Origin of the sequence: Moorena sp. SIOASIH (assembly GCF_010671925.1) — a bacterium.
Lineage (GTDB): Bacteria > Cyanobacteriota > Cyanobacteriia > Cyanobacteriales > Coleofasciculaceae > Moorena.
Genome location: NZ_JAAHIH010000006.1, coordinates 679,838 through 703,864 on the forward strand (window position 1 = coordinate 679,838; position 24,027 = coordinate 703,864).

Annotated in this window: 25 protein-coding genes; 11 read left to right on the forward strand and 14 right to left on the reverse strand. The window is 44.1% G+C overall.

The features are described from left to right. The first annotated feature begins 253 nt into the window (after positions 1-253). A complete protein-coding gene (rpe, locus tag F6J90_RS35085; RefSeq protein WP_293104715.1) occupies positions 254-961 on the forward strand; it encodes a ribulose-phosphate 3-epimerase in 708 nt (235 codons plus the stop codon). 229 nt (positions 962-1,190) lie between these two features. Here the strand turns inward: rpe and F6J90_RS35090 are convergent, their stop codons facing one another. From F6J90_RS35090 to F6J90_RS35115, 6 genes are all read right to left on the reverse strand, one after another. After that, complete coding sequence (locus F6J90_RS35090; protein ID WP_293104718.1) at positions 1,191-2,672, reverse strand: family 10 glycosylhydrolase; 1,482 nt, start codon at positions 2,670-2,672, stop codon at positions 1,191-1,193. A gap of 642 nt (positions 2,673-3,314) precedes the next feature. Beyond that, on the reverse strand, positions 3,315-3,719 hold the full coding sequence (psb27, locus tag F6J90_RS35095; protein WP_293104721.1) for a photosystem II protein Psb27: 405 nt from the start codon (positions 3,717-3,719) through the stop codon (positions 3,315-3,317). A 144-nt stretch (positions 3,720-3,863) separates the two neighbouring features. After that, positions 3,864-4,676: a phosphate ABC transporter ATP-binding protein PstB gene (pstB, locus tag F6J90_RS35100; protein WP_293104724.1), complete on the reverse strand. Its 813-nt coding sequence runs from the start codon at positions 4,674-4,676 to the stop codon at positions 3,864-3,866. 115 nt (positions 4,677-4,791) lie between these two features. Continuing rightward, entirely contained in the window at positions 4,792-5,700 is a 909-nt protein-coding gene (gene pstA / locus F6J90_RS35105) for a phosphate ABC transporter permease PstA (RefSeq protein WP_293104727.1), read from the reverse strand. Then, on the reverse strand, positions 5,700-6,641 hold the full coding sequence (gene pstC / locus F6J90_RS35110; protein ID WP_293104729.1) for a phosphate ABC transporter permease subunit PstC: 942 nt from the start codon (positions 6,639-6,641) through the stop codon (positions 5,700-5,702). Before pstC ends, pstA begins: the two co-directional genes overlap by 1 nt. A gap of 275 nt (positions 6,642-6,916) precedes the next feature. After that, positions 6,917-7,909 (reverse strand): PstS family phosphate ABC transporter substrate-binding protein, encoded by a 993-nt coding sequence (locus F6J90_RS35115; RefSeq protein ID WP_293104732.1) that lies wholly within the window; start codon positions 7,907-7,909, stop codon positions 6,917-6,919. Between the two features lie 161 nt (positions 7,910-8,070). Between F6J90_RS35115 and bioB the strand changes: the two genes are divergently transcribed. From bioB to F6J90_RS35140, 5 genes are all read left to right on the forward strand, one after another. Next, a complete protein-coding gene (gene bioB / locus F6J90_RS35120; protein ID WP_293104734.1) occupies positions 8,071-9,249 on the forward strand; it encodes a biotin synthase BioB in 1,179 nt (392 codons plus the stop codon). Positions 9,250-9,264: 15 nt separating this feature from the next. Next, positions 9,265-9,849, forward strand: a complete 585-nt coding sequence (locus tag F6J90_RS35125) for a biotin transporter BioY (protein WP_293104737.1) — start codon at positions 9,265-9,267, stop codon at positions 9,847-9,849. A gap of 59 nt (positions 9,850-9,908) precedes the next feature. Continuing rightward, complete coding sequence (locus F6J90_RS35130; protein WP_293104740.1) at positions 9,909-10,079, forward strand: hypothetical protein; 171 nt, start codon at positions 9,909-9,911, stop codon at positions 10,077-10,079. Continuing rightward, positions 10,079-10,582, forward strand: coding sequence for a signal peptidase II (gene lspA, locus F6J90_RS35135; RefSeq protein ID WP_293104742.1), 504 nt, complete (start codon positions 10,079-10,081; stop codon positions 10,580-10,582). The genes F6J90_RS35130 and lspA overlap by 1 nt, the downstream gene beginning before the upstream one ends. Positions 10,583-10,895: 313 nt before the next feature. Next, on the forward strand, positions 10,896-11,402 hold the full coding sequence (locus tag F6J90_RS35140) for a transcriptional repressor (protein WP_293104745.1): 507 nt from the start codon (positions 10,896-10,898) through the stop codon (positions 11,400-11,402). Between the two features lie 24 nt (positions 11,403-11,426). Here the strand turns inward: F6J90_RS35140 and F6J90_RS35145 are convergent, their stop codons facing one another. From F6J90_RS35145 to F6J90_RS35155, 3 genes are all read right to left on the reverse strand, one after another. Then, positions 11,427-12,446 carry a dipeptide ABC transporter ATP-binding protein gene (locus F6J90_RS35145; RefSeq protein ID WP_293104748.1) on the reverse strand — a complete coding sequence of 340 codons (1,020 nt, stop codon included), beginning with the start codon at positions 12,444-12,446 and terminating at the stop codon, positions 11,427-11,429. 94 nt (positions 12,447-12,540) lie between these two features. Next, positions 12,541-13,149 (reverse strand): TetR/AcrR family transcriptional regulator, encoded by a 609-nt coding sequence (locus F6J90_RS35150; protein ID WP_293104751.1) that lies wholly within the window; start codon positions 13,147-13,149, stop codon positions 12,541-12,543. Next, the gene (locus tag F6J90_RS35155) at positions 13,124-13,249 is read right to left on the reverse strand and encodes a hypothetical protein (RefSeq protein ID WP_293104754.1); all 126 of its coding nucleotides are present in this window, start codon (positions 13,247-13,249) and stop codon (positions 13,124-13,126) included. Before F6J90_RS35155 ends, F6J90_RS35150 begins: the two co-directional genes overlap by 26 nt. 200 nt (positions 13,250-13,449) lie before the next feature. Between F6J90_RS35155 and F6J90_RS35160 the strand changes: the two genes are divergently transcribed. The 3 genes from F6J90_RS35160 to F6J90_RS35170 all read left to right on the forward strand — a co-directional run bounded on the left by F6J90_RS35160 (position 13,450) and on the right by F6J90_RS35170 (position 17,510). After that, positions 13,450-14,046: a hypothetical protein gene (locus tag F6J90_RS35160; RefSeq protein WP_293104757.1), complete on the forward strand. Its 597-nt coding sequence runs from the start codon at positions 13,450-13,452 to the stop codon at positions 14,044-14,046. A 61-nt stretch (positions 14,047-14,107) separates the two neighbouring features. Beyond that, positions 14,108-14,626, forward strand: coding sequence for a hypothetical protein (locus tag F6J90_RS35165; RefSeq protein ID WP_293104759.1), 519 nt, complete (start codon positions 14,108-14,110; stop codon positions 14,624-14,626). Positions 14,627-15,086: 460 nt separating this feature from the next. Then, positions 15,087-17,510, forward strand: a complete 2,424-nt coding sequence (locus tag F6J90_RS35170) for an ATP-binding cassette domain-containing protein (RefSeq protein WP_293105305.1) — start codon at positions 15,087-15,089, stop codon at positions 17,508-17,510. A gap of 420 nt (positions 17,511-17,930) precedes the next feature. On the opposite strand, the gene F6J90_RS35175 is transcribed toward F6J90_RS35170, so the two are convergent. From F6J90_RS35175 to F6J90_RS35190, 4 genes are all read right to left on the reverse strand, one after another. Further along, positions 17,931-18,371 carry a DUF5615 family PIN-like protein gene (locus F6J90_RS35175; RefSeq protein WP_366513970.1) on the reverse strand — a complete coding sequence of 147 codons (441 nt, stop codon included), beginning with the start codon at positions 18,369-18,371 and terminating at the stop codon, positions 17,931-17,933. Continuing rightward, the gene (locus F6J90_RS35180; protein ID WP_293104762.1) at positions 18,323-18,700 is read right to left on the reverse strand and encodes a DUF433 domain-containing protein; all 378 of its coding nucleotides are present in this window, start codon (positions 18,698-18,700) and stop codon (positions 18,323-18,325) included. The genes F6J90_RS35175 and F6J90_RS35180 overlap by 49 nt, the downstream gene beginning before the upstream one ends. 53 nt (positions 18,701-18,753) lie before the next feature. Continuing rightward, a complete protein-coding gene (locus F6J90_RS35185; RefSeq protein ID WP_293104765.1) occupies positions 18,754-19,293 on the reverse strand; it encodes a cold shock domain-containing protein in 540 nt (179 codons plus the stop codon). 264 nt (positions 19,294-19,557) lie between these two features. Then, entirely contained in the window at positions 19,558-21,768 is a 2,211-nt protein-coding gene (locus tag F6J90_RS35190; RefSeq protein WP_293104768.1) for a tetratricopeptide repeat protein, read from the reverse strand. A 291-nt stretch (positions 21,769-22,059) separates the two neighbouring features. On the opposite strand from F6J90_RS35190, the gene F6J90_RS35195 reads away from it, so the two are divergent. Together F6J90_RS35195 and F6J90_RS35200 are read left to right on the forward strand one after the other, a co-directional pair. Beyond that, positions 22,060-22,314 carry a hypothetical protein gene (locus tag F6J90_RS35195; RefSeq protein WP_293104771.1) on the forward strand — a complete coding sequence of 85 codons (255 nt, stop codon included), beginning with the start codon at positions 22,060-22,062 and terminating at the stop codon, positions 22,312-22,314. Positions 22,315-22,638: 324 nt separating this feature from the next. Then, positions 22,639-22,899 (forward strand): hypothetical protein, encoded by a 261-nt coding sequence (locus F6J90_RS35200; RefSeq protein WP_293104774.1) that lies wholly within the window; start codon positions 22,639-22,641, stop codon positions 22,897-22,899. Between the two features lie 250 nt (positions 22,900-23,149). On the opposite strand, the gene F6J90_RS35205 is transcribed toward F6J90_RS35200, so the two are convergent. Beyond that, entirely contained in the window at positions 23,150-23,983 is an 834-nt protein-coding gene (locus F6J90_RS35205) for an Rpn family recombination-promoting nuclease/putative transposase (protein WP_293104777.1), read from the reverse strand. Positions 23,984-24,027 lie beyond the last annotated feature (44 nt).

Here is a 24,027-nt window from a genome sequence, read left to right on the forward strand (position 1 = left end):
AAAGCAGGATATTCTATCGTTTGAGCAAGGCAGCTGCATAAAATGACAGACTGACTAACTGTTGCCCATGTTATCAAAAGTTCCATCATCACCTGCTAGGGGTGAGCATCCGTGGGTATAGGCTGATTTATAGCCAACTGGTCACGAGACCAGTGGTCACTAAGTAGGTCAGCACCACAACAACTGGTTAGGGAAAATCTAAAGATTTTGTTAAAATACTAAAAAATAAGCTTCCAGGAGAACACCTCCAATCATGAGCAACACCCTATCCCAAAAGCAAGTTGTTATTGCCCCTTCTATCCTGTCAGCTGATTTTAGCCGACTGGGAGAAGAAATTAAGGCTGTGGATGCCGCAGGCGCTGATTGGATTCATGTTGATGTAATGGATGGTAGATTTGTCCCTAACATCACCATTGGTCCTCTAGTTGTTAAAGCCATTCGCCCGATTACCGAAAAGCCACTGGATGTCCACTTGATGATTGTGGAACCAGAAAAGTATGTCGCAGACTTTGCTAAGGCAGGTGCTGATATTATATCCGTTCATGCTGAACACAACGCTTCACCCCATCTGCACCGCACTCTCTGTCAGATTAAAGAATTTGGTAAGCAAGCAGGTGTTGTACTTAACCCCTCCTCATCCTTGGATTTAATTGAGTACGTCCTAGAAGTCTGTGACTTGATCCTGATTATGAGCGTCAATCCTGGCTTTGGTGGTCAAAGCTTTATCTCAGAGGTTGTACCAAAAATCCGCAAACTGCGTCAGATGTGTGATGAGCGTGGTCTTTCTCCCTGGATTGAAGTTGATGGGGGACTCAAGGTGAACAATACCTGGCAAGTGCTAGAAGCTGGAGCGAATGCGATTGTGGCTGGCTCGGCTGTATTCAAGGCACCAGATTACGCAGAGGCAATTAGCGGTATTCGTAACAGCAAGCGCCCTGAACCCGAATTAGTAACTGCTTAATCAGAACCATCCCCATTAGGCAAATCTTAATCAGAGGTCGAGGGGCTGATAAGAGTAGGTTTTTAACAAAGACTTGAGTATGGGGTGTAGGGTGTGTCGAAGCGATTCAGCGCCTTCATGAGGGGGTTGGGGTTGGGTTTGACCCTGATCTAAAAAACCTACTCCCCACTCCCTACTCCCTACTCCCTACTCCCCTAAGGTCATAAGTACCTCAGCCAATTGAGAACTGCTATAATCGGCAAAACTTTCGCTCGCGGTCAAATTCTGGATTTTGCCAAGAGAAGGCAAAATGGCTGACTGAGTTAATTTGTGGTGTCACTCGACGCAGTGCCTGCATCTGGTTTTCCAGGGAAGGACGATTTTTTATGGATCTTCCCCAAGTTCCTGCTAATGCTGGTTTTACGTCTGTTTCCGACGATGCCCACTTAAACACCCGTTTGACTAAATTGGCAATACAACCGGTGTGACCACAAACACCATAAGACATGGGATGCCATTCCAGGGAACGGGGAAAATGTTCCCAAGGCTGTAGTCTCGAATCATAACCCATGCGACCTACAACTTGGTTGCCATCAGGGAAAAACACTGCACCAGCTTGTACCCCAGCTCGCTCTGCTGCCAATTCGCCTAATTTGAGAAAGTCTAATATCCCTTGGGCAGCGTGAGCAACACTGAGTTGCCACAACTGCCATTGTATAGTTCGAGTACTCTCTCTTGGGGAAGGAGTGCGACCTTGCCAGAGGGGGGTTTCTTCATCAGGGTAGAGCTTTTTGACAGCTTTTATATCCCTAGTGCTAATGGAACCCTTACTCAGATAGCGCCGAATTAGCTCCTTACCTTGATTGTTACCAGCCCGTTGATATAGGGCTTGCTTAGCTGCATCACTGTAAATCCAAAGATCCTTGACACTGCTGGCCACAGACTGGGAACCTGAACCACGGGGATAGCGAATGTAGTCGAATAAAATCCCATCGGGGCGTCGCTTTAATACACCCTTAAGCATCTCATAGTAGTCTACCTGGGCTTGTCGGTTGTAAGGGTCGATAAATACTTGAGAGCCATCCTTAACTACCGACAAACTGGTCTCTCCCCGACCATTGCGGGCAAGAATCTGTTGCCGCTCGGCACGATGACCGTAGGTATAACCAAAATTCATGGTAAACATCCAGGCATATACCTGCAAACCCCGCTCACGACCTTTTTGAATCGCCTGGGCTAATAAATCTACGTTCTCAGTTCCCGGTTGTTGTATGACTGACGGCCAAGGAGTACGATTATCTGCCTTTGGTAAAAGAACGCGACCATCGTAAAATACTTCAACGTAGACCTGATTGTAGCCTTGGTTAACAAGACGGTCGAGGATTTCCTCAAGGGCTCCAGGACGAGCATCACAGGGATATAAGCGCACCCAAATCGCTTGATTCTTCGGCCAGGTTTGGGAACGACACTGCTGTAAGAAACTGGCGTGTTCCTGGATAATGGTTTGGTAGCTGATTTTAGAGTTTGAGTTCTCCTTTAAGGAATTAACTCTTAAGCTTTCTTTTTGAGCGATCGCTTCCTGAGTAAAGTGGCAATAAGCTTTTGTTTTTGCCTCAGCGGTTGGTACCAACCAACACTGACTCAACAGACTACTTCCTACTGCAAGGGCGGCAATCAAGCTACGATGTAGACCTTGCCGGTGTTGCCTCCGTTTAACAAAACTGTTATACATTCCTAGAAACACTACAAAAGAACAGAAAGTTAGCCAAAAGCCAGCTAACTCATCCCCGATTGGTTCAATATCTTTGACATCTCCCCCAGGTGCAGCATCAGGGATTCTAAACGGATACTACGAGAGGGTCAGCAAGTCACTAACTCGTTTTCATCCCCGCCGTTATTGCACAGGGGTTTTTAACTATGATTTTTTATAAAATTACTAGTGATTATATAGTTTAGGGATAGAAAGGGAAACACCAAGGGAGGGGGGAGAGGTAAATCTATAGGTAAATCTATATTGTTTTCTATGATGATGCATATATCATTAAATTTGTCAAGTTTGATTATTGTCGATTATTAGCTAACTAGTAGTAGTGATAAACCATATAATCATTAGTCTAACCCCTAACCGCTAACGGCTGGCATTACCTTTAAAGGTTTTCAGCTGTCTTACCAACTGTTCCGGAAAATTCTTAATGATTACGAGAGTTAGGACAGGAGCAGGGCAATAATTGGCCAAAAGTTTGAGATCATCGATAATCCTACCCTCCCTTGGGTGGGATGTTCTCAAGAAACCTGAAGATAGGACAGGTTTGTACTCGCAGTTTTTTGTTAACCCAGCTTATGCCTCGCCTAAAATAGGCGAGGTGTGGACAGCTTAAGCGCCCCGTTTGAGAGAACGCTCGACTTGGGAAAATTCTTGCTCTAGACGATCCTTCAACTTTTTCGGTAAAGGGCGATTGGGATAGGAACTGTAGTAACCAGCCAAGGAATTGACAGCAGTCCGCATGGTAGTGAAGGAATTAAGGGTAGACACAGATCTATCTCTGCGGTAGCGCGAGGCATAGTCATTCATCAGCAGACTGGCTTTTTCACGAATTGCCACCTTATCTGGTGAATCTTCTGGTAATTCAAGGGCTTGTCTTAATTCTTGTAGAGCAGTTATTGTATCCTGACGGTAATCTCCTGTTAAGCCTGTACCACTTGAGGCACAACCAGTTAAACCGATAACCATAACCAGTACCAGGGCAATAAAACCTGATAAGCAGCGCTTTATTCGCATGATTGACATCAAATCCAATTTTATAATCAGATTCGATCCTATCTTGAATTGGTACTGGGGGGATCATCGCCATCAGAAAAAAAATCCCACGAACCTGTTGCCGTGGGATGTGTAGTGTATGTTAGGGCAAAATGTTAGGGGGATTTAGCCGAAACGCCCACTAACATAGTCCCTGGTGGCTTCCTGCTTAGGATTTTGGAAGATGACTTCAGTTCTATTGAACTCTACTAAATAGCCTTGTTTACCACCTGTTTCCGTTGCCCTAGCGTTATAGAAAGCTGTCATGTCTGCTACTCGGGTAGCTTGTTGCATGTTGTGGGTAACGATAACAATGGTGTATTTTTCTTTAAGCTCGTGCATTAGTTCTTCCACTTTGAGGGTGGAGATGGGGTCAAGAGCGGAGCAAGGTTCATCCATCAACAACACTTCTGGCTTAATGGCTAAGGCGCGAGCAATACACAAACGCTGTTGTTGACCCCCAGATAGAGACAGACCACTCTGTCTTAGTTTATCTTTGACTTCATCCCAGAGGGCAGCTTGTTGAAGACTGCGCTCCACTAATTCATCCATGTCCCCTTGATAGCCGTTAATCCTGGCTCCAAAGGCAATATTTTCATAAATGGATTTGGGAAAAGGGTTTGGCTTTTGGAATACCATGCCAATGCGGCGACGTACTTCTTCAATGCTGTTGTCAAACTTTTTATCATAGAGATTTTCGCCATGGAAGGTAATTTTCCCTGTCACCCGTGCTCCTGGAATCAGGTCGTTTAAGCGATTAAAACACCGCAACAAGGTGCTTTTTCCACAACCGGACGGTCCGATAAAGGCGGTAACTTGGTTTTTGGGAATATCTAAATAGACATCTTTGACTGCTAAAAATGATCCATAGTATACGGAAACTTTTTCAGCCCGTAAAACCGGATATTGTACTTCTACAGACGAAGTTGTGCAGTCCATAACTTGGTTATAATTCATATTTAAATCCTCTATGTAATTGTCAACTTTTGAAATCAAAACTGAAAACTTTTCCATACCTTTGAATCTGTATTTTAATAGTGGGTATATTGACTTTTTATCTATTGCTTTGGAATTTATTGCGCAGGAAAATTGCTCCGGCATTCATGACCAACAGCACTACCATCAACATCACAATTCCCGCAGCCGCGTTAGTGTGAAAGGCTTCTTGGGGACGGGAGATCCAGTTGTAAATTTGAATTGGCAGTGCAGTAAATGGATCTTGTGGGTTCATGGGCGGCCTGGTAATGAAGCTCAAGGCTCCAATAGTAATCAAAGGAGCAGTTTCCCCAATTGCTCTTGACAGTGCTAAAATCGTTCCTGTCAGGATACCAGGTAAAGCGAGAGGAAAAATATGCTCTCGAATCACTTGCCAGCGAGTTGCTCCTAAGGCATAACCCGCTTGACGCAAACTATTGGGAATTGCCCGTAGACTTTCACGGGTGGCAACAATAATGATCGGCAGAATTAACAACGACAGGGTTAGGGCACCAGTTAGTATGCTCCTACCATTAGTAATGGGAGCCAACCACCGGACAAACACTTGTAAACCCAATAAGCCGTAAATAATTGAAGGTACAGCAGCTAGGTTAGCGATGTTGATTTCAATAATCTGGGTCAATAGGTTGTCAGTGGCATATTCTTCTAAGAAAATACCCGCCCCTACTCCCAAAGGAAAAGAGACGATTGCTGTTAGCACCAACAGCCACACACTACCGATTAAGGGAGGAAAAATACCAGCTTGGTCTGGTTTACGGGAGGGAGGACTGGTGATAAATTGCCCATTGAGCCGGGGCAGACCATCGAGAAAAACATCAATTAGCAATACTGCCAGTATCACTAGCCCAAAAAAGATGGCAACCCAGGCAGCAAAGGCGAAGATTTTATCAAAGTTATAGCGCTTGGGTAGCGCCAGGTTGAAGTAACCTCCGGAATCGTCTCCTTGAGGTTTTAGGTCTTGTGCCATTAGTCGTATTTCTCCCGAAAGCGACGGACAAACCAAAAGCTAAAGATATTTAGGGCTAAGGTCAGTAAGAACAGGGTCATACCTACAGAAAAAATAGTTTTGTAGGCTAGGGAACCTGCTGGTGTATCTCCTAAACTAACCTGAACAATATAGGCTGTCATGGTCATCACTGGTACTAGGGGATTCAGTCCCAAGGTGGGATTTTGACCGGCAGCAATGCTAACAATCATGGTTTCACCGACAGCACGGGAAACTGCTAGTACAAAGGAAGCAACAATTCCAGATAATGCTGCTGGTATTACTACTCCGATGATGGTTTCTCGTTTAGTTGCCCCCAAGGCATAAGCACCTTGTCTTAAACTGTTGGGTACAGCATAGATGGCATCTTCACTGAGGGAAGCTACCATGGGAATAATGGCTATTCCTAAAACAATCCCAGCGCTTAAAGCATTGAATCCTTGTAAACCGGGAATAAATGTTTTTAAGAAGGGGCTAACTACCATCAGGGCGAAGTAACCAAATACCACCGTAGGAACCCCTGCTAATATTTCTAGGGCAGGTTTGAGCCAGCGACGGATATCAGAAGATGCATATTCACTCAAGCAGATAGCTGCAAGCAATCCCAGGGGTAATGCCACCATCAGCGCGATTACAGAGGTCAGGAAGGTGGCACTAATCAGCACAAAAATGCCAAACTGGGGATTAGCAAACAAGGGAGTCCATGCTGTATCAGTCAGGAATTTCCAGAGTGATACTTCTTGGAAAAATGCTACTGTTTCAAATATTAGGGTTAGAACAATGCCGATGGTAGTTGCGACAGAAACAAAGGCAAAGGTAGCAAAAACTATTTTTACTACCAGTTCTACCCGCTTGTTTAACTGCCGGTTTGGTCGAAACATCTCAGAGTCTGATGACTCAAAAGATGGCGGAGTGGTAGTCATCAGTAAAGTATTACGTGTGAAGGAGCAAGTTTGAAGGAGCAAGTGTGTTCGCCTGATAGCGTTCTCTTAGGGTAGGATCAAGTGTGAAGGATAAAGGATAAAGGATGAAGGATGAAGTGTGAGGAATCAAGTGTGAGGAATGAAATAATTCTACTCATAGGTGTAGTGGTGATATATATCAAGGTGACTTACAAGGTGACTTAGCAACTTGGTTCTTTTCAGCCTTCATCATTCAGACTTCATCATTCAGACTTTAAGACATCATTTACTATTCTTTATTTCTCTAATAGCTGTTTCACTTTGGAGCCTTTACGAGCATTAGCAAAGACTGTACCAACTGTGCCATCGCTAAAACGCTTTCTCACCAGCATCATAATATCTTCTGGCATGGGAACATAGCCAACTTCTGAGATTAATTTGGAATTTGCTGCTGCCAACTGATAGTCTACAAATGCTTTAACTTCAGGTCGAGTTGCCGCCTCTTTCTTAACGTAGATAAACTCTGGGCGAGATAGAGGTTTGTAACTTCCATCGGCAATAGTTGCTGTGCTAGGGGCAACGCAACCACTTCCTCCATCAATCTTTAAAAGTTTGAGTTTATCTTTGTTTTCTTCGTAGTAGGCGTAACCAAAGAAGGCTAGTCCACCCTTATCATTCGATACCCCTTGCACAAGCAAATTGTCATCTTCACTCGCGGTATAGTCGCCCCGAGAGCTAGCGTCTTTACCAACCGTGTTTTCCATAAAGTAATCATAGGTTCCGGAGTCAGTTCCTGGACCATAAAGTCCTAGTTTGGTATCAGGGAAACCAGGACGAATTTGCTTCCAGTTTTTGATTTTGTCTTGAGCTGCTGGCTCCCACATTTTTTTGAGTTCAGAAGTTTTTAGGCAGCTAGCAAAGTTATTTTCTTTGTGAACTACTACAGAGAGTCCATCAAAGGCGATGGGTAATTCGATGTACTCAATTCCTCCCTTCTTGCAAAGTTCTATTTCTGATGCTTTGATCGGACGGGAGCCGTTGGAAATATCCGTTTCTCCAGCACAAAACTTCTTGAATCCACCACCAGTACCAGAGATACCGACAGTAACTTGGATTCCCGGATTCGCTTTCTGGAACTCTTCCGCCATTGCCTCAGAGATGGGAAATACTGTGCTGGAACCATCTACCTTAACTGTAGCTGTGGGGGTTGAACCACCACAGGAGGTAATCCCCACGGCTAAGGAGGTGATCAATGCTATTGAGAATAAATTATTCTTTTGAGACAACATGGAATTGGCTTAATTATTTTAGGCGTCACAGCCGGAGTTTACCGCTCCACCATAAAGAGTAGGTTAAGCATTAGGTTAAATTATAATTAAGAAAAGGTTAAATTTTTAGTTGGGGTAGTAGATATCACTAGCCAACTTACTCTAAGGTGGTATAGTGATGGGTGCCTTTAACGCTGATATATGTCGGAGATACTGTGGTTCAAGCACCTTTGTCAACTGCTGTAGGTCTATCTGTAGATTTATCAACTACACCAGCAAATACACCAGCAAGTACACCAGAACAATGCTCAACATCCCCAGCATCCCTGAATCAGTGGCTGCAAAAGCTAACTGAGGGGATTATTGCAGGCGATCGCATTACTAGAGAGGAAGCCTTAGCCCTGACCAAACTCGAAGGGCAAGATAATATATTGCTGCTGTGCCAAGCAGCTGACAAAGTGCGCCAAGCCTGCTGTGGTAATACCGTGGATTTGTGTAGTATCGTCAATGTCAAATCTGGGGGCTGCTCAGAAAACTGTGGCTTCTGTGCCCAGTCGGCTCACCATCCTGGCGTTGATTCCCCGATTTATGGTCTTAAGTCTAAGCAAGAGATTATGGCTCAAGCTAAGGCAGCTGAAGCGGCTGGAGCCAAACGTTTTTGCCTAGTCAGTCAGGGACGTGGACCAAAGTACAGTAGTCCTAAATCGAAAGAGTTTGAACAAATTCTGGAAACCGTACGGGAGATTATTGCCGAAACCAGCATTAAGCCTTGCTGTGCTTTGGGAGAAGTCACCTCGGAACAAGCCGAAGCTCTGAAAGAAGCTGGAGTAACTCGCTACAACCACAACTTAGAAACCTCAGAGAGGTTTTTCCCAGAAATTGTGACTACTCACAGCTGGCGCGATCGCGTCGAGACGATCCAGAACTTGAAAGCAGTGGGGATTCAAGCCTGCACTGGTGGCATTATGGGCATGGGGGAAAGCTGGGAAGACCGAGTGGATTTAGCTCTAGCCCTGCGGGAGTTAAAGGTGGAATCAGTACCCCTGAATTTGCTCAATCCTCGCTCGGGAACCCCTTTGGGAGAATCTGGGAAGCTAGACCCCTATGAAGCACTAAAAGCGATCGCAATTTTCCGGATGATCCTACCTGAGCAAATCCTGCGCTATGCTGGTGGGCGAGAAGCCGTGATGGGTGAATTGCAGGCAAAAGGGCTAAAATCCGGAATCAATGCTATGCTGATTGGACACTACCTCACCACTCTGGGACAGCCACCAGAGCAAGACCACGCTATGCTGGACTCTTTGGGTCTAACCGGTGGTGAAGCTCCGATTCCCGGAGAATATAACTCCCAGAATAAATAGATTATCGATGTAACTGTGTCTGCTCCCAATGAGATTTTGTGGGCCATAATTGGTTTGCTGCTGACAATCGGCGGCACGTTTCTAGAAGCCTTCTTTGTCTCCAATCCACCCTGGGATTGGTCAACTCAAGGTGTTCAAACTATATCCTTAGGGGTTACCTATCAGATTGGAGCAGTCCTACTAGCTGCTTGTTTAGGAGGCAGAAATGCTGGTGCTCTTTCTCAAATTGCCTATGTTGTCATCGGGTTGAACCTGCCAATCTTTACTCAAGGTGGAGGTATTGGCTATATCAAAGAACCCAGCTTTGGATACATACTAGGCTTTATTGCGGGAGCCTGGGTATGTGGTTTTTTAGCCTTTCGCGTACAACCACGAGTCGAAACATTGGCATTTAGCTGCCTATGTGGTTTACTAACCATCCATGCCTACGGTGTCGGCTATTTAATGATTTTCCACGGCATCAATTGGTCAGTGCTTGGGGCTATGCCTCTCATGGAAGCCATCATGAAATATACCATTTCACCTTTACCGAGTCAGCTAGTGGTAGTGTGTTCTGTCACCGTTGTGGCATTTGCTCTACGGCAGTTGATGTTTTATTGATAGTCATTTGAAGGGTTAATTAACAAAAGACTAATCACTAAAGGACTTACCCACCCTTGATGCGTAAAACGACTTTGACACTCCCGACTCCCGACTCCCGACTCCCGACTCCCGACTCCCTACTCCCGACTCCCGACTCCCTACTCCCTACTCCCTACTCCCTACTCCCTAAAACCCATCGGTGTAAGTACCTCACCCAATCAATAAATGCTATCATGAATAATGACTAATGAAAAAAAACCGCCTGTTTTGGTTTGCTGCTGCTATTGGTCTGATTCTGGATCAGCTGACTAAATATTGGGTGGTGCAGAATTTTGAATTGAAAGAGACTCTACCCCTGTGGCAAGGGGTGTTTCACTTTACCTATTTCACTAATCCTGGTGCCGCTTTCAGTCTCTTTAGTGAAGACGGCAGCTGGTTACGCTGGCTTTCCTTAGCTGTGAGTCTTGGTTTAATCGGCCTAGCTTGGTTTGGGCCAAAGCTGATTAGGTTGGAACAGCTTGGTTATGGCTTCATACTGGGAGGAGCATTAGGGAATGGCATAGACCGTTTTTTCAACAGTTGTTTGGTAGATAACCAGACAGTCGGTTGCGTTGTGGATTTCCTCGATTTTCGGTTGATTAACTTCCCGGTATTTAATGTGGCCGATGTGTGCATTAACTTAGGTATTGTATGCTTGCTTATTGCAAGTTTTAAGCATCAATCGCCAAAATCTAGGGAGAGGGGGCAATAACTTACAAGCCACAATGCACAAGGGTTATGGCCAATCTGCTTCCATAAGCCTGTTTCCTGTCTTCCCTCTGTTGCCTCTCTTTCCCTTTTTCCCCCTTTTCCTAACTTATTTGCCAAATCCGGATCGTAAAGCTGGATTTGGTAAGCTCGGTGTATCCCTGTATCCGAGTATCCGAGGTGGATCCGTGGCTGCCCTATTCTCAAAAGTAACCAATAATCCTTTACTATTTATTCTCAATTAGGAAATTTTCTTGCAAGTGAGAGAAATAATTATTTAATATTGTCAATAATGGCTCGTTTTTGAGAGGGTTACCATGGCTAACTATACAGCCGCTTCACTCAAGGCCGAACTCAATGCTCGAGGTTGGCGTATGACACCGCAACGGGAGACGATTCTCCACGTTTTCCAAAATTTACCGAGAGGAACCCATCTGAGTGCTGAGGAACTTCACGAATTGCTCGACCAACGAGGAGAAGGGATCAGCTTATCTACAATATACCGTAGTGTTAAGTTAATGTCACGGATGGGCATCTTGCGGGAATTGGAGTTGGCAGAAGGGCATAAACATTATGAACTCAATCAGCCTTTTCCCCATCATCACCATCATCTGGTGTGTATTCAGTGTAACCAGACCGTTGAATTCAAGAATGACTCAATCTTGAAACAAGGGATGAGGCAGGTGGAAAAAGAAGGGTTGCAGCTGATTGATTGCCAGCTGACCATTCATACCATTTGCCCAGAAGCCCTGCGGATGGGATGGCCTTCGGCTCTACCGAGCAATTGGCGTTGCTCTCGATCCATTGCGATGGGGGAACATTAGTTTTATTAGTGGTTAGTCGTTTTGTCAATGGACTAAATGACAAGCAACATAATGTCCTCTACCTGCATCTTTAAACTCTGGTTCTGGGTCTTGCCGACAAGTATCCATTACCATGGGACAGCGAGTGTGAAATCGACAACCTTTGGGGGGATTGCTCGGGCTGGGTACATCCCCTGTTAGGATAATACGTTCCCGTTGATGCTCAAGTTCAGGGTCAGGAATTGGTACGGCTGAGATTAATGCTTGGGTATAGGGATGCAAGGGGTTCTCATATAAACAGACGCGATCTGCCAGTTCTACTATTTTGCCTAGGTACATTACTGCCACCCGGTCAGAAATGTGGCGCACTATACTTAAATCGTGAGCAATAAATAGATAAGTTAAGCCAAATTCTGCTTGCAACGACTGCATCAAGTTAACGACTTGGGCTTGAATGGATACATCTAAAGCAGCAATCGGTTCATCACATACTATAAAGTCAGGGTTTAACGCTAAGGCGCGAGCAATAACAATCCGCTGACGCTGACCCCCAGAGAATTCGTGGGGATAGCGATTGATAAACTGGGGATTGAGTCCTACCACCTCTAGTAAGGACTGGACTCGTTCTTGTTTTTGTTTACCGGTGGCTAACCCATGGATTTGCAGGGGTTCACCGACAATACTTCCTACGGTCATCCTGGGATTGAGGGAGGCATAGGGGTCTTGAAAAATCATTTGCATCCGGCGGCGCATCTGGCGCAGGGATTCAGCATCTAGCTCGGTTAGGTCGATATTTTCAAAGTAAACATGACCAGCTGTGGGACGGTATAGTTGTAGGATCGCTCGTCCGGTGGTACTTTTGCCACAGCCAGATTCTCCTACTAAGCCTAAGGTTTCGCCACGGTTGATCTCGAAGTTGAGTCCATCCACAGCTTTGATGGAGCCAATTTGCTTTTGCCAGATGATTCCTTGGGTGATGGGGAAGTGCATCTGTAGGTTTTCTATGTGTAACAGACTGTTGTTTTGTTGGTTGGGCTTGGGGTTGTCTAGCTGTGCTGCTGTCATCTGATTGTTTAATACTTAATCGCAATCATATTAGTCTTTTGGTTAAGGTTTACATGCCATTGCTTTAATGTTTGACAACACCAACTTGTCTTGATTAGGAATTACCAGAGCCAGAAATAGCATCGGTAGACAGCAACTGGTTAACGTAGCGCCGAATTACAATCTGCTGCTGGTCAGGGCTAAGGCGTTTGGCTTGAATCAGGGAGTCGAGGCTAACCCCATTCACTAGGGCTAACAGGGCGTTGGCTTCTAACTCTGGCTCTATGTTAGCTCGAATCAGTTTGGCTGACTGTAGAGCTTTCAACTCTTGAATAATCACCTCACGGAGCTGAGCAGCACTCTGTTGATGCTCAGCCATCAAGGCTTCTCGTCCAATGGCATATCCCAAAAAGGCCACCCAGACCTTCAGAATATCTTGCCGTTCAGTGTCTAGTGGCAAAAACGCAGATAGCATTTCTACTAGTCGATCCACTCCCCTAGCTTGCTCTGTTGCAGCCTGCATCGTTTTTTGTAGACGCTGAGTTACTTGATTAAGGGCAAAGAGAATCAGCTCCTGCTTATCTCGAAAGTGGTGAGTAACAACTCCAGTGGTACAACCCAGCTCTTGGGCGATCGCCCGCATACTGGTGCGATCTAACCCTTCTCGGACAATAACTCGCCAGGCGGCTTCAGAAACTTCAAGGCGGCGATCCTGTTGGGACATGAGCATCAAAGGGAACTATAGCGGTTTTCAATTGGGTGAGGTACAGAGTCCTGGGTTTTAGGGAACAGGGAACAGGGAACAGGGAACAGAGAAGAGGCAAGAGGAATCCCCCCTAACCCCCCGCGCGTAAGGGGGGCGGGCAAGAGGGAAAAAATCCTGTGTACCTCATTAGGCTAGAAAGCGCTATAACCAGATATACACCAGATATAAAGTGGGACAGAAACAAAGTTTCAATGTCTATTGACAGCTTATCATAACAGTTGTTATAGTTACTATAACAACTGTTATGAGGTTAGGCTAATGCACTCTGAGCTGACTTGTCCCTCCCCTCGCTCTGGTCTGAAAGGTTTGCTTGATCGCTTCACCGGACCAGGGGCAACCCAAGCTGAGTTGCTCATACAATTTGTGCCGTCGCTGGTGGCTTTGGTAGCAGCTCCAACCTACGCGCTGACCCTCCCTATACAGTGGACTCCGTTGCAATTAGGACTGATCGCTGTTCTTGCCCTGGATTTAGTGGGGGGTGTCCTCACCAATGCTACCTCCACGGCTAAGCGTTGGTATCACCGACCGGAACAGGGTTGGCAGCAGCATTTAGGATTTGTGTCTGTTCATGTCATCCATGTCTTGTTAGTGGCCCTGCTCTTTCGTGGGGGCGATTGGGGATTCTTTATTGGTGTGTCTAGCTACCTGTTGGGGGCATCAGTCTTGATTTTGCGGTCTCCCCTGTATCTTCAACGTCCAGTGGCGCTAGGGCTTTACGGCTTAGGGCTGTTGGGCGATCGCTATCTATTTCCCCCAATTCCTGGTCTGGAATGGTTTCTGCCTTTGTTTTTTCTAAAAATATTGGTCAGTCATTTGCTTAAGGAAACCCCTTATCCCCCTAAGGAAACGCGATAAGATTTGCTGCCACTGCTCTGTGGTGTTCGACAGGAATAATTATAGTTGTGAGGTAATTACAATGACAATAAATAGTAGACATCTGGTATCTGGACTCTTAGTTTTATCTTTTGGATTGTTGGGATCTCTCATTCCTGGTGGTTCAATTGAAACAAGGAGTTTCTCACACATTGATCCCTTGATATTGGGAGCATTTAATACCTTCTTAACTTTCCTAGAGATAGTCAGCCTTTTAATTGTTTACTTTATCTTCAAAGATTTGAAGTGGGCGTTCATTGTGTCTGGGTTATGTGGCATTTCCTATTTTATCGTATACGCCCTAGATTTAGGAACACTATTTCCAGTCTCGCCAGATCCAATGCCTCGGGCGCTATTTGTAATTGAAGTATTGGGAATGATTGTTTCTGTTACTTTACTATTTCTTTCTGTTCGCGGAGCTATGAGGATTAACACTAGTGGCAAGGAGCAAGTAATGGTAAGTAAACCCTATTCCAAGACGTTTGTATATTTCGCTTTATTTTTGGTTGTTGTTGGTGTTGGCATTATCACGTTTGCTACCAAATCCGCTATGGGTAGCTAACAGTGCCTAACATTCGTAAGTATTCAGCGGTCAGCTTTTGAATAACACAATTAACCATTATAGCGGTTTTCAATTAGGTGAGGTACATTTTTTGAGGGAGTAGGGAGCAGGGAGCAGGGAGCAGGGAGCAGGGAGCAGGGAGCAGGGAGCAGTGAAGTCAGAAGACGTAAGAGCTAAGAGCTAATAGGGTAAAAATCTTGTGTACCTCATTAGAATAAAAACCGCTATAGTTTAATCTGAGTTAAGGAAAGCTGACCGCTGACTGCTGACCGCTGAACGCTTAAGAATTAGAAGGAATAAGTTTGCTTTTTAGATCAATCCTATGTTTACATCTCAAATAAAAATTATATAGCGTTTATAATAGCTATGAGGTACATTCAATTTTCTTAGCCCACGGCCTTAGCTCCCTAAAACCCTAAGGGCGAGGTACCTCATCCGATTGAAAGTGCTATATATGACAATGATATATCTAGAGCTAAACAATCAAGGTCAAGTACTTCGTTTTTCTCTTGAGAAAGGATTTTATCGATTAGGACGCGATCGCACTTGGTCAGATTTCGATATTCCTGAAAAAGGCTGGACTATTGTCTCCCAACGCCATGCTTTTCTGCTTCAAGAGGGAGAGGATTATCGCATCTTTGATGGTGATGGGGCAAATCCTAGTACTAATGGAGTATTTGTTAACCACACTCGTATCACTGATGGGTATCTTCTCAAACATGGCGTAGAGTTGACTATTGGACAAAATCCTCGGGACTACATTCGCCTCACTTACTTTAATCCTGCCCATAGTCAACCAAGGGTGACGCCAAATAAATGGCAGCTTTCCTTGGCAAGTGTGCAAAATTGGCCAGTGCAATTGGGTCGTTCTCCTAATCCTGAACTTTCCCACTGTTGGCAATTAGATGCACCTACAGTTTCCACCCTTCACGCTACCATCATCAAGATTTCAGCAAGCAATTATCAGATTAATAATTATAGCAGAAATGGTACCTTTATCAATGACCAATTAATCCATAAACCCGTCTTACTTAAGGATGGGGATACGATTCGGATTGGTCCGTTTATATTACTGTTGAGGCAGGATACTTTAGAATTAGTTGACCAAGGGAATCAAATTCGAATTGATGCTGATAAATTGCTGCGCCAGGTTAATTATAAATTAGGCAAAAAACGGACTATACTGAATCAGGTTTCGATGCCGATTGAACCTGGTCAGTTAGTAGCTTTGGTAGGAGGTAGTGGCACTGGAAAATCTACGTTACTGAAAACTCTATTAGGAATTGCACCAATTACTAATGGTACTGTATTTATCAATGGCCAAGATTTGCGACAGCATTTTAATCAGTACCGCTCACAAATTGGCTATGTTCCTCAAGATGATATTGTGCATCGGGATTTAACGGTAAAAGAAGTACTAACCTATGCCTGTGAATTACGATTACCACCAGATACTGATGTTAAACAGGTGGTGAAGCAAACTTTGTCACAAGTCAAACTGGATTTTGTGAGAAACACTGTTGTGGGTAATCTCAGTGGGGGACAACGGAAACGAGTCAGTATTGCTGTGGAATTATTGGCTGATCCAAAACTGTTCTTTCTTGATGAGCCTACTTCTGGTCTAGATCCAGGACTGGATAAGGAAATGATGCAGCTATTGCGAGAATTAGCGAATCAGGGACGAACTGTGGTGCTAGTGACTCATGCCACTGCGAATATTGAGGTATGCGATCGCATTGCGTTTATGGGTCGGGGTGGACGGTTGTGTTACTTTGGTCCTCCCACAGAAGCCATGGACTTTTTTAAGATGCCATCTCCAGACTTAAGATACTTCCCTGATATTTACCTGAAGCTAGAGCAAGGGGAAACACCGGAGGAACTTGAGCAGAATAGTGAAAACTGGCATCAGCGGTTTCTCAGCTCACCTGCTTACAAGACTTACATTTCCGCACATCTGAGTCCTGGTCAAAGGTTGCTATCGACGTCAAGCCCTAGCAAAAGTGCTGGTATTTCTGTTTTCAAGCAACTCAAGCAACTCAAACTCAAGCAACTGCTGTTGCTCAGTCGGCGCTATCTAAAACTAGTAGTGCGGGATATGCGAAGTGTTGCCCTAGCCTTACTAACTGCTCCGATTGGGATTAGCTTGATTATTCTGACGTTGTCAGGGCAAGACCCTTTAGCTCAACTGAATTCTCCAGAGATCACCCAAGCACCTCTAGCGCTACAAGTACTGTTTATTTTTACCTGTGCTGCGCTTTGGGTTGGACTATCTAGTTCACTCCAAGAAATTGTGAAAGAGTCTAGTATTTATGCCAGAGAGCGACTGGTTAATTTAGGGTTATTTCCCTATCTCGGTTCCAAAGTACTGATTCGGTCTGGCTTAGCTATTTTACAAACTATCTTGATTGTTACTATTGTGCTCTATGGGTTTAAGTCACCTACCTCTGAACTACTGGATTGGAAAATTGGCTTGGGAATCACTACTTTTTTAACGATTATCGCTGCTACCAGTTTAGGTCTGATGGTATCGACATTGGTTAAAAATGAAAGTGAAGCTAATAATACTATACCATTAATTTTGCTACCCCAGATTATTTTTTCTGGTGTTATTTTTAAACTAAAAGGATTAGCCAGTACACTATCTTGGCTGATGGTAAGTCGTTGGTCAATGGGAGCTTACGGTGCTCTGGTAAATGTGAATAGTATGGTACCAGAACAGTCTTCCAGGTTTGGATTAAAGCTTCCCCCTCCTCCCTTTGAAGCAACACCGGTTTATGATGCTACCTGGCAAAATTTGATTCTTAATTGGCTACTACTGTGTTTACACATAGCGGTTTATTTAATAATCGCTTTTCGATTACAGAAGCGGAAGGATATTTTTTAAGCTATCAGCATTCAGCTATCAGCTATCAGTATTCAGATGTAGGGTGGGCAGTGCTTACCTTGATGATTTTTAGGTTTTAAATTAGTCTGATGCACTGCCCACCAGAGAGATGTAGGGTGGGCAGAGATATGTAGGGTGGGCAGTGTTTACTTTAACGATTGTCAGATTTTAAATTGGTGTGATGCACTGCCCACCAGACAGATGTAGAAAGATGTAGGGTGGGCAGTGTTTACTTTAACGATTGTCAGCTTTTCAATTAGTATAAAGCACTGCCCACCAGAGGATTAATTTTATAGTTCATTTACTGTCGGTGGGCAGTACTTACTTTTATAATTGTCAGCTTTGAAATTGGTATAAGGCACTGCCCACCCTACAATTAATTAATCTCTAATAATAATAACACTGGTTTCCAATGCTATCTTAGGGAATGAAGAGCCGACCGACTCCCATATAATTCTCGATGTCAATCACAATTTCAAGTAGCCGGTCTACACATTTATCCCGATAGGCTCGTTCATCCAAGACCCGATCAGCATTGCCAATTGTGATCACAGGAAGGGAATTGGACTTGTTTTCTTCACGCAAAACCTTCTCCAATGCATCCTTACCTTTCATCTTTCGATTGGCTGTTAATAGAATCATCTGATTGGCTTGAGCAAAGCGCCAAACAATTCGATCATTGCTATCGATTGCTAGCTCAACCTCTTGAAAGGAGACAAAACGGATGGGGAGAGTCTCAAGCCAACCTTGATTAGCAATGTTGCCTAACAAAACTACTGCATGTCTCTCAAGATTGTGATCAATCAAGAAAATCATGCTTTCTGTGCGTGTCTTGCTTTCTGTTCCTGGAGTTTTGCCCACAACGCTTCTCGACCGGGTTTAGGGGGCATTGTTGCAATGCGAGCAAAGTGTTCTCGATTCCGCTGTTCCCAATACTGTCGGTTTTCCTGTTCCTCCTGCAAAATAGTTTGATACTCTGCTTCGACTTGGGTACGATTTTCTTCAATATATGATAGAGCAGCGCTTACTTGTTCTTTAGTCAGGTTAAGAACATCCCCAATTAACTTGGGTGGATACTGAGCTGTGACATAATCCATCACATCGTAGAGGGTGATACGTGTTCCGGCAATGGTTAATCCCCATTCTGTGCGGATTATTATAGCTGTATTGCTATTAGAAACTGGAGCCATATCTATCGCTTTCTTAATTGATATCTATTTTAGGAAGTGTTGGGCAGCTGTGGTTACCTTGGTGCTTTACGCCAACCATTTGCGATCGCTTCTGACTCCGTGCAAAACCACCTTTCTCCTCTGACTGGATCGATAACTGTCGATTCATAATCTTCCATCGCTGGAAGATGATACAACTTTTTGCCTGTTGTAACGGAAATATTGCCTTTTATCATACATCCTGGCTTCGTAATCGATGTGATTGGTGAGGGAGAACGACTACGACTGAACTGCATTGTAAACAGTGCCATAGCAGCTAAAATTACGAGACCAAGAACGGTTTCGAGTAAACTTCTTTTCCTCGGTTTTCTTTTAGTTGGCAAAGGTCGAGGTGCAACACCTTGAATGGAGGCTCTGGCAGCGCGTATTTTGCCATCGGGTTCACCAACTTGCTCGTATAAAATCCTATCTCCAACCTTTGGGCGACGACTTGCTCCTTTCAAAGCACTGATATGTAAGAAAACGTCTTTACCACCATCATTCGGCTTGATGAAACCAAAGCCTCTATCGTCTTTCCAGGTTATCAGTTTTCCTTGATGTAGAACAGGTTTCATATAACAGTCTCATGATCATGTGCATCATCTTTGAGTTTTCCCAAATTCAATTCACTTGCCTGTTCCTGATCTGGTCGCGCGGGCAGGATGCCCACTCTACTGATATAGCACTACGCATTAAGGTTAGGACATTTATAAAAGCTGAAACGCTGTTGTAGTAAACTTTTGCCTCTTGCCTCTTGCCTCTTGCCAATGCCATTGCGCGTAGCGCTATATTCATCCCGCCCCTCAGCAATGCCACATCTATTCCTATTGCTCCGAGGTCTAGTCAGGAAACCAGGATTTGAACCCAACATACAGTTGAACTATCATCGGAGTTATCTCCCTGAATACAGGAATGTGCAAATGTTTCAGAGTCTTACGGATGGTTACAGTCTTAGGATGATTTGACCCTAACCGACCTTCGGCAATCTCCAATGCCTGGACAAAGAGGGTTTCTGCCTGATTGTACTGCCCCTGAGACCAGTAGAGTTCAGCCAGGTTGTTGAGACTGACGGCCACATCGGGATGGTCGGAACCCAGCAGCTGCTTTCTCATCTCCAAAGCCTGTTGTAAGAGGGGTTCGGATTGATCATAGCGCCGCAAATAGTGGTAGAGTAATCCCAGATTGTTGAGACTGGTGGCCACATCAGGATGGTTCTGACCCAGCAGCTGCTTTCTCATCTCCAAAGCCTGTTGATAGAGGGGTTCGGCCTGATCATAGCGCCCCATTGACTCGTAGAGTAATGCCAGGTTGTGGAGACTGGCGGCCACATCGGGATGGTTTTCACCCAGCAGGTTCTTTCTCATCTCCAATGCCTGCACCAAGAGGGGTTCAGCTTGTTCATAGTGCCTCATTGACTTATAGAGAAATCCCAGGTTGTTGAGACTTTCAGCCACATCGGGATGGTTCTCACCCAGCAGGTTCTTTCTCATCTCCAATGCCTGAACCAAGAGGGGTTCAGCTTGTTCATAGTGCTCCATTGACCAGTAGACTGCTGCAAGGTCTTTGAGACTTTTAGCCACATCGGGATGGTTCTCACCCAGCAGGTTCTTTCTCATCTCTAATGCCTCGACCAAGAGGGGTTTGGCTTGTTCATAGTGCCCCATTGACCAGTAGAGTGCTGCCAGGTTGTTGAGACTTTCAGTCACATTGGGATGGTCGTGACCCAGGCGGCTTCTAGTTATCTTTAAACATTGCTGATACCAGGATTCAGACTGATCATAGGTACCTTTACCATAATAGAATCTTCCTAAGCCAACAAAGGGCCAGATTAAATCTTCATCCCTGAGCCAGTCAGTTAGAACTGTGGCAGCTTCGGCTAAATGAGGGATGGCGGGGGTAACTGCTGCAATCTGATTGCGAGTTGGTGTCTTGGGAATTTTTTTGGCCACAGCCACCATTCCTTGACAAAAGCGTTGTTTGTAGCAATCGGCCTCTGGTAATTGAGCCAGCTTGGTCTGGAAAAACTTGCGAATTCGTTGATGGAGCTGATAAGTTTGCTGTTTGGTCAGTTGCAACAGATTACCATCGACCAGATAGCGATCGCGTAACTTTTCCAAGTCTTCAACTATTTCTTCCGATTCCTTATCATCTTCAGTTTTGATAACACAATTCTCTACTAGTGACCACTGAAAAGGAGCAGGAGCAAACAAACTCAGAAGACATCCTAACTGTTGGGCTTCTGGTGACAAATTGTTCCAGGATAACTCAAACGTTATCTCTTTTTTTTTAAGGCATCCCTCGATAAATTTCTTGACACCAAGATATTCCAGACTGTTTTGAGACTCTGGTTTGCATAGGTCAATGTGATTCTTTGGTATCGCAACCGGTTTCACTTTTTCAATGCCTGGGTTAGCACTATCCTCATCTACCACCAAAATCCCGTTTACAGCCTGGGTTTCATAATACACCTTTGTGGCAATTCCTAGACTCCGAACATGTTCTCGATACCATTCATTTAATTCCCGTAACTGAGGGGAATGAGCTTTTAGTTCGTCCACACTTACGGTGGTTCGTGCCAGAAGGCCAATATTATCAATTAAATTAGCTAGATGAGACCCAGTGTGGGGAGTAGCCAGAAATACAATCCCTTTCGTCTGCTCAAGAATAGCTTGCTTTTTAAAGGTCAACGCACTGTTGAGCATTTTTTTGACTAAAAGCCCGCCCATACTGTGAGCAATAAAGATTAATGGACGCTGACCGATATCGTGGATATCTAACCACTCTAATAAATTACTGGCTTGATCGAACAGGGGCATACTGCTATTGTTTTTCCAGTTTGTCGCTTCAGCGTTATACCCAAAAGACCAGATGTTAACGCATAAATTATCTTTTCCTAACCAACCTAGCCAGTAGTCATCATCATCCCGTTTTCCCTGGGGATGCCAGGTGGTTATAGCATCCCCTCCAAGTCCGTGAACAAATACCACGTCTGCACTGGGCAATAAGTCCTGATGGCTTGAGATTTGGATCAAGCCCGTTAAATTACTCAACGATTAGCCTCCAGTTAATTATATAGCATTAACTAGTAGATGCCTAAAACCCTATTTCGATTTAGTCTAACAAAAAAAAATCCAGGGAGTCGGGAGTCGGAAATTCTACATTTTTAATTCTTAATTATACATTTTTAATTCTACATTTTACATTTTTAATTATACATTATTAATTCCATAACTGTACAATTTCTTTCAATTACCCCTCCAAAAAAAAATATAAAACCCCTTGACAAATAAATTTATAATCGTTATAATTATATTTGTAAACCTTAAAACGTTTTTTTTACTATGTCTGACAACTTCCGCCCTAACCCAGAAAACAATCCTGAGGAGATTACTCCTAGTAATACTCCTCAGGAACCTTCCAAAAAAAAATACCCGATTAATCACATTCTTAAGGGCTCCCGCCAGGCAATAACCAACACCATCCATACCCTTTATGCACGGGGTTATGCCCAAGTTGACGAGTGGAGCCCCCTTCAACCAACTGAAATTCCTGGGGAATTCATCACGGTAATGACGAAGTACTTAATGCTGGGTTAAGGGCTTAAATTTCAGGGGGCTTTGCCCCCCTGGCCAAAGGCCAATCACATCGGATCACGTCCGAATGGGTTTACAACGTTGAGACATAGGTAACAATTCCTAGCCGTGGAACATTGTTCTGCGGCTATTTTTTTTTGTTAGAATGTAGAATTAAGAATGTAGAATTAAGAATGTAGAATTAAGAATGTAGAATTAAGAATGTAGAATTAAGAATGTAGAATTAAGAATGTAGTGCGATCGCCTTTGGCGCGGCTTCGCCGATCGCTCTTTACCCACTCTTGAGAGTGCTACAATTCAATCAATACGGTTTCACAAAAACAATCTATGACTAAATTAATCCAAGAAACCTTTGAGCAGATCGCACAGCTTTCGGAAGAACAACAAAACGCCCTAGCCATTTATTTACAAAAACACCTCGCGCTTATTTTGCAGCAAGCTGAAAGAGAGAAACGGATTGAAGAAGAAAATTATACACTTAACGACTTCAATGAAGAGACGCAACAAGCGATTATAAATATTGAAGAACAAAAAAACTTGACCGTTTGTGCCAATCAAGAATCTCTCTACAATGAACTAGCAATTTAGGCGTTGCTGATTCTGGGTATGGTTTTGCCCCCCTAACCCCCCAATTCTGGGGGGAATAAGACGTTCAAAGTCCCCCAAAGTTGGGGGATTTAGGGGGCTTTAACAAAACCAGATGATTGTGCATTCATTCCTTAATTCAGCAACGCCCGATTTTTAGTGCGATCGCTCTTGTCTGGTGGGCAAATCCACAGGATAACTGATCAAATTGCCAAACTTTCATAATTTGCCCACCCTACCCCTTTCAAACCGCTCAACTTTCTCGCAGCTTCTCAATTTCCTCTACAGGTAAGCCAGTAGTCTGGCTAATGGTTTCATTATCTAACAAAGGCAAAAGTTGGCGTGCTATTTCTTCCTTAGCTTGTTTCTTACCTTGTTTCTCAGCAAAAATCGCTAGCCCTTGTTGGTCATGAATAAACATCTCTCTTTTTCCTAATTCATCCAAATCCTTCCTACTTAAATTTGCCTCAGAAGCAATCCCAAATGCCTGTTGAAACTCCTGTTTTTCGGCCATTTGCGGTGGCACCGTCTCTAAGGAAGGTGCATTTTTTAAAAAATACATCCACAACTCATCTAATTGCTCTAACTCCTCCAAGTTCTTTTCAAACTTCGGTAGTTCCACAAACACTAACTGCAAGTGATTTTCGATGTAGTTGATGTTGGTAGTCTCTTCTCGTAACTTGAAATTAGAAATTACTTGATTATGCTCAGGAAACATGACAAAATCCGTAATCGTCAGAGCAATCACTGGCTTGAGATAACGGTAGCCTTCTCCTTTACCTAACTGTAGACAATAAGCTTTAGTAGCATTGTATAAAACTCTTCTAGCAAAGGATTCTACCTGCAAAACCTGCATTTCAATAATCACCAAAGAACCATTACTCAGTTTGGCCTTCACATCGAGGAAAGAGTCTTTGAGGATTGGAAGAGGAGAAGACTGATAAGGGTCAATAATTTCCAAATCTTGGATCAGAGGTTGATTGTGGTAGACCAGAGCATTGAGAAAGCTAATCAGAATCGGTTTACTTTCCTGGGATGCAAAGATTTTTTTGAAGGCAAAGTCGGTTTTAGGGCTGATAAATGTCATTACTTAGCTCTCCACTAAAAGTGGTATACTCTAAGTATACTATC

Bases quoted from the DNA above. Each gene is read 5' to 3' on its own strand.
- pstA (WP_293104727.1), bottom strand. From the start codon at position 5,700: ATGGCACAAGACCTAAAACCTCAAGGAGACGATTCCGGAGGTTACTTC.
- lspA (WP_293104742.1), top strand. From the start codon at position 10,079: ATGAAAAAAAACCGCCTGTTTTGGTTTGCTGCTGCTATTGGTCTGATT.
- F6J90_RS35140 (WP_293104745.1), top strand. From the start codon at position 10,896: ATGGCTAACTATACAGCCGCTTCACTCAAGGCCGAACTCAATGCTCGA.
- F6J90_RS35185 (WP_293104765.1), bottom strand. From the start codon at position 19,293: ATGAAACCTGTTCTACATCAAGGAAAACTGATAACCTGGAAAGACGAT.
- F6J90_RS35180 (WP_293104762.1), bottom strand. From the start codon at position 18,700: ATGGCTCCAGTTTCTAATAGCAATACAGCTATAATAATCCGCACAGAA.
- F6J90_RS35145 (WP_293104748.1), bottom strand. From the start codon at position 12,446: ATGACAGCAGCACAGCTAGACAACCCCAAGCCCAACCAACAAAACAAC.
- F6J90_RS35160 (WP_293104757.1), top strand. From the start codon at position 13,450: ATGCACTCTGAGCTGACTTGTCCCTCCCCTCGCTCTGGTCTGAAAGGT.
- F6J90_RS35200 (WP_293104774.1), top strand. From the start codon at position 22,639: ATGACTAAATTAATCCAAGAAACCTTTGAGCAGATCGCACAGCTTTCG.
- F6J90_RS35170 (WP_293105305.1), top strand. From the start codon at position 15,087: ATGATATATCTAGAGCTAAACAATCAAGGTCAAGTACTTCGTTTTTCT.
- pstC (WP_293104729.1), bottom strand. From the start codon at position 6,641: ATGACTACCACTCCGCCATCTTTTGAGTCATCAGACTCTGAGATGTTT.
- psb27 (WP_293104721.1), bottom strand. From the start codon at position 3,719: ATGCGAATAAAGCGCTGCTTATCAGGTTTTATTGCCCTGGTACTGGTT.
- rpe (WP_293104715.1), top strand. From the start codon at position 254: ATGAGCAACACCCTATCCCAAAAGCAAGTTGTTATTGCCCCTTCTATC.
- F6J90_RS35090 (WP_293104718.1), bottom strand. From the start codon at position 2,672: ATGTATAACAGTTTTGTTAAACGGAGGCAACACCGGCAAGGTCTACAT.
- F6J90_RS35130 (WP_293104740.1), top strand. From the start codon at position 9,909: ATGCGTAAAACGACTTTGACACTCCCGACTCCCGACTCCCGACTCCCG.
- F6J90_RS35205 (WP_293104777.1), bottom strand. From the start codon at position 23,983: ATGACATTTATCAGCCCTAAAACCGACTTTGCCTTCAAAAAAATCTTT.
- F6J90_RS35150 (WP_293104751.1), bottom strand. From the start codon at position 13,149: ATGTCCCAACAGGATCGCCGCCTTGAAGTTTCTGAAGCCGCCTGGCGA.
- F6J90_RS35195 (WP_293104771.1), top strand. From the start codon at position 22,060: ATGTCTGACAACTTCCGCCCTAACCCAGAAAACAATCCTGAGGAGATT.
- F6J90_RS35115 (WP_293104732.1), bottom strand. From the start codon at position 7,909: ATGTTGTCTCAAAAGAATAATTTATTCTCAATAGCATTGATCACCTCC.
- F6J90_RS35165 (WP_293104759.1), top strand. From the start codon at position 14,108: ATGACAATAAATAGTAGACATCTGGTATCTGGACTCTTAGTTTTATCT.
- pstB (WP_293104724.1), bottom strand. From the start codon at position 4,676: ATGGACTGCACAACTTCGTCTGTAGAAGTACAATATCCGGTTTTACGG.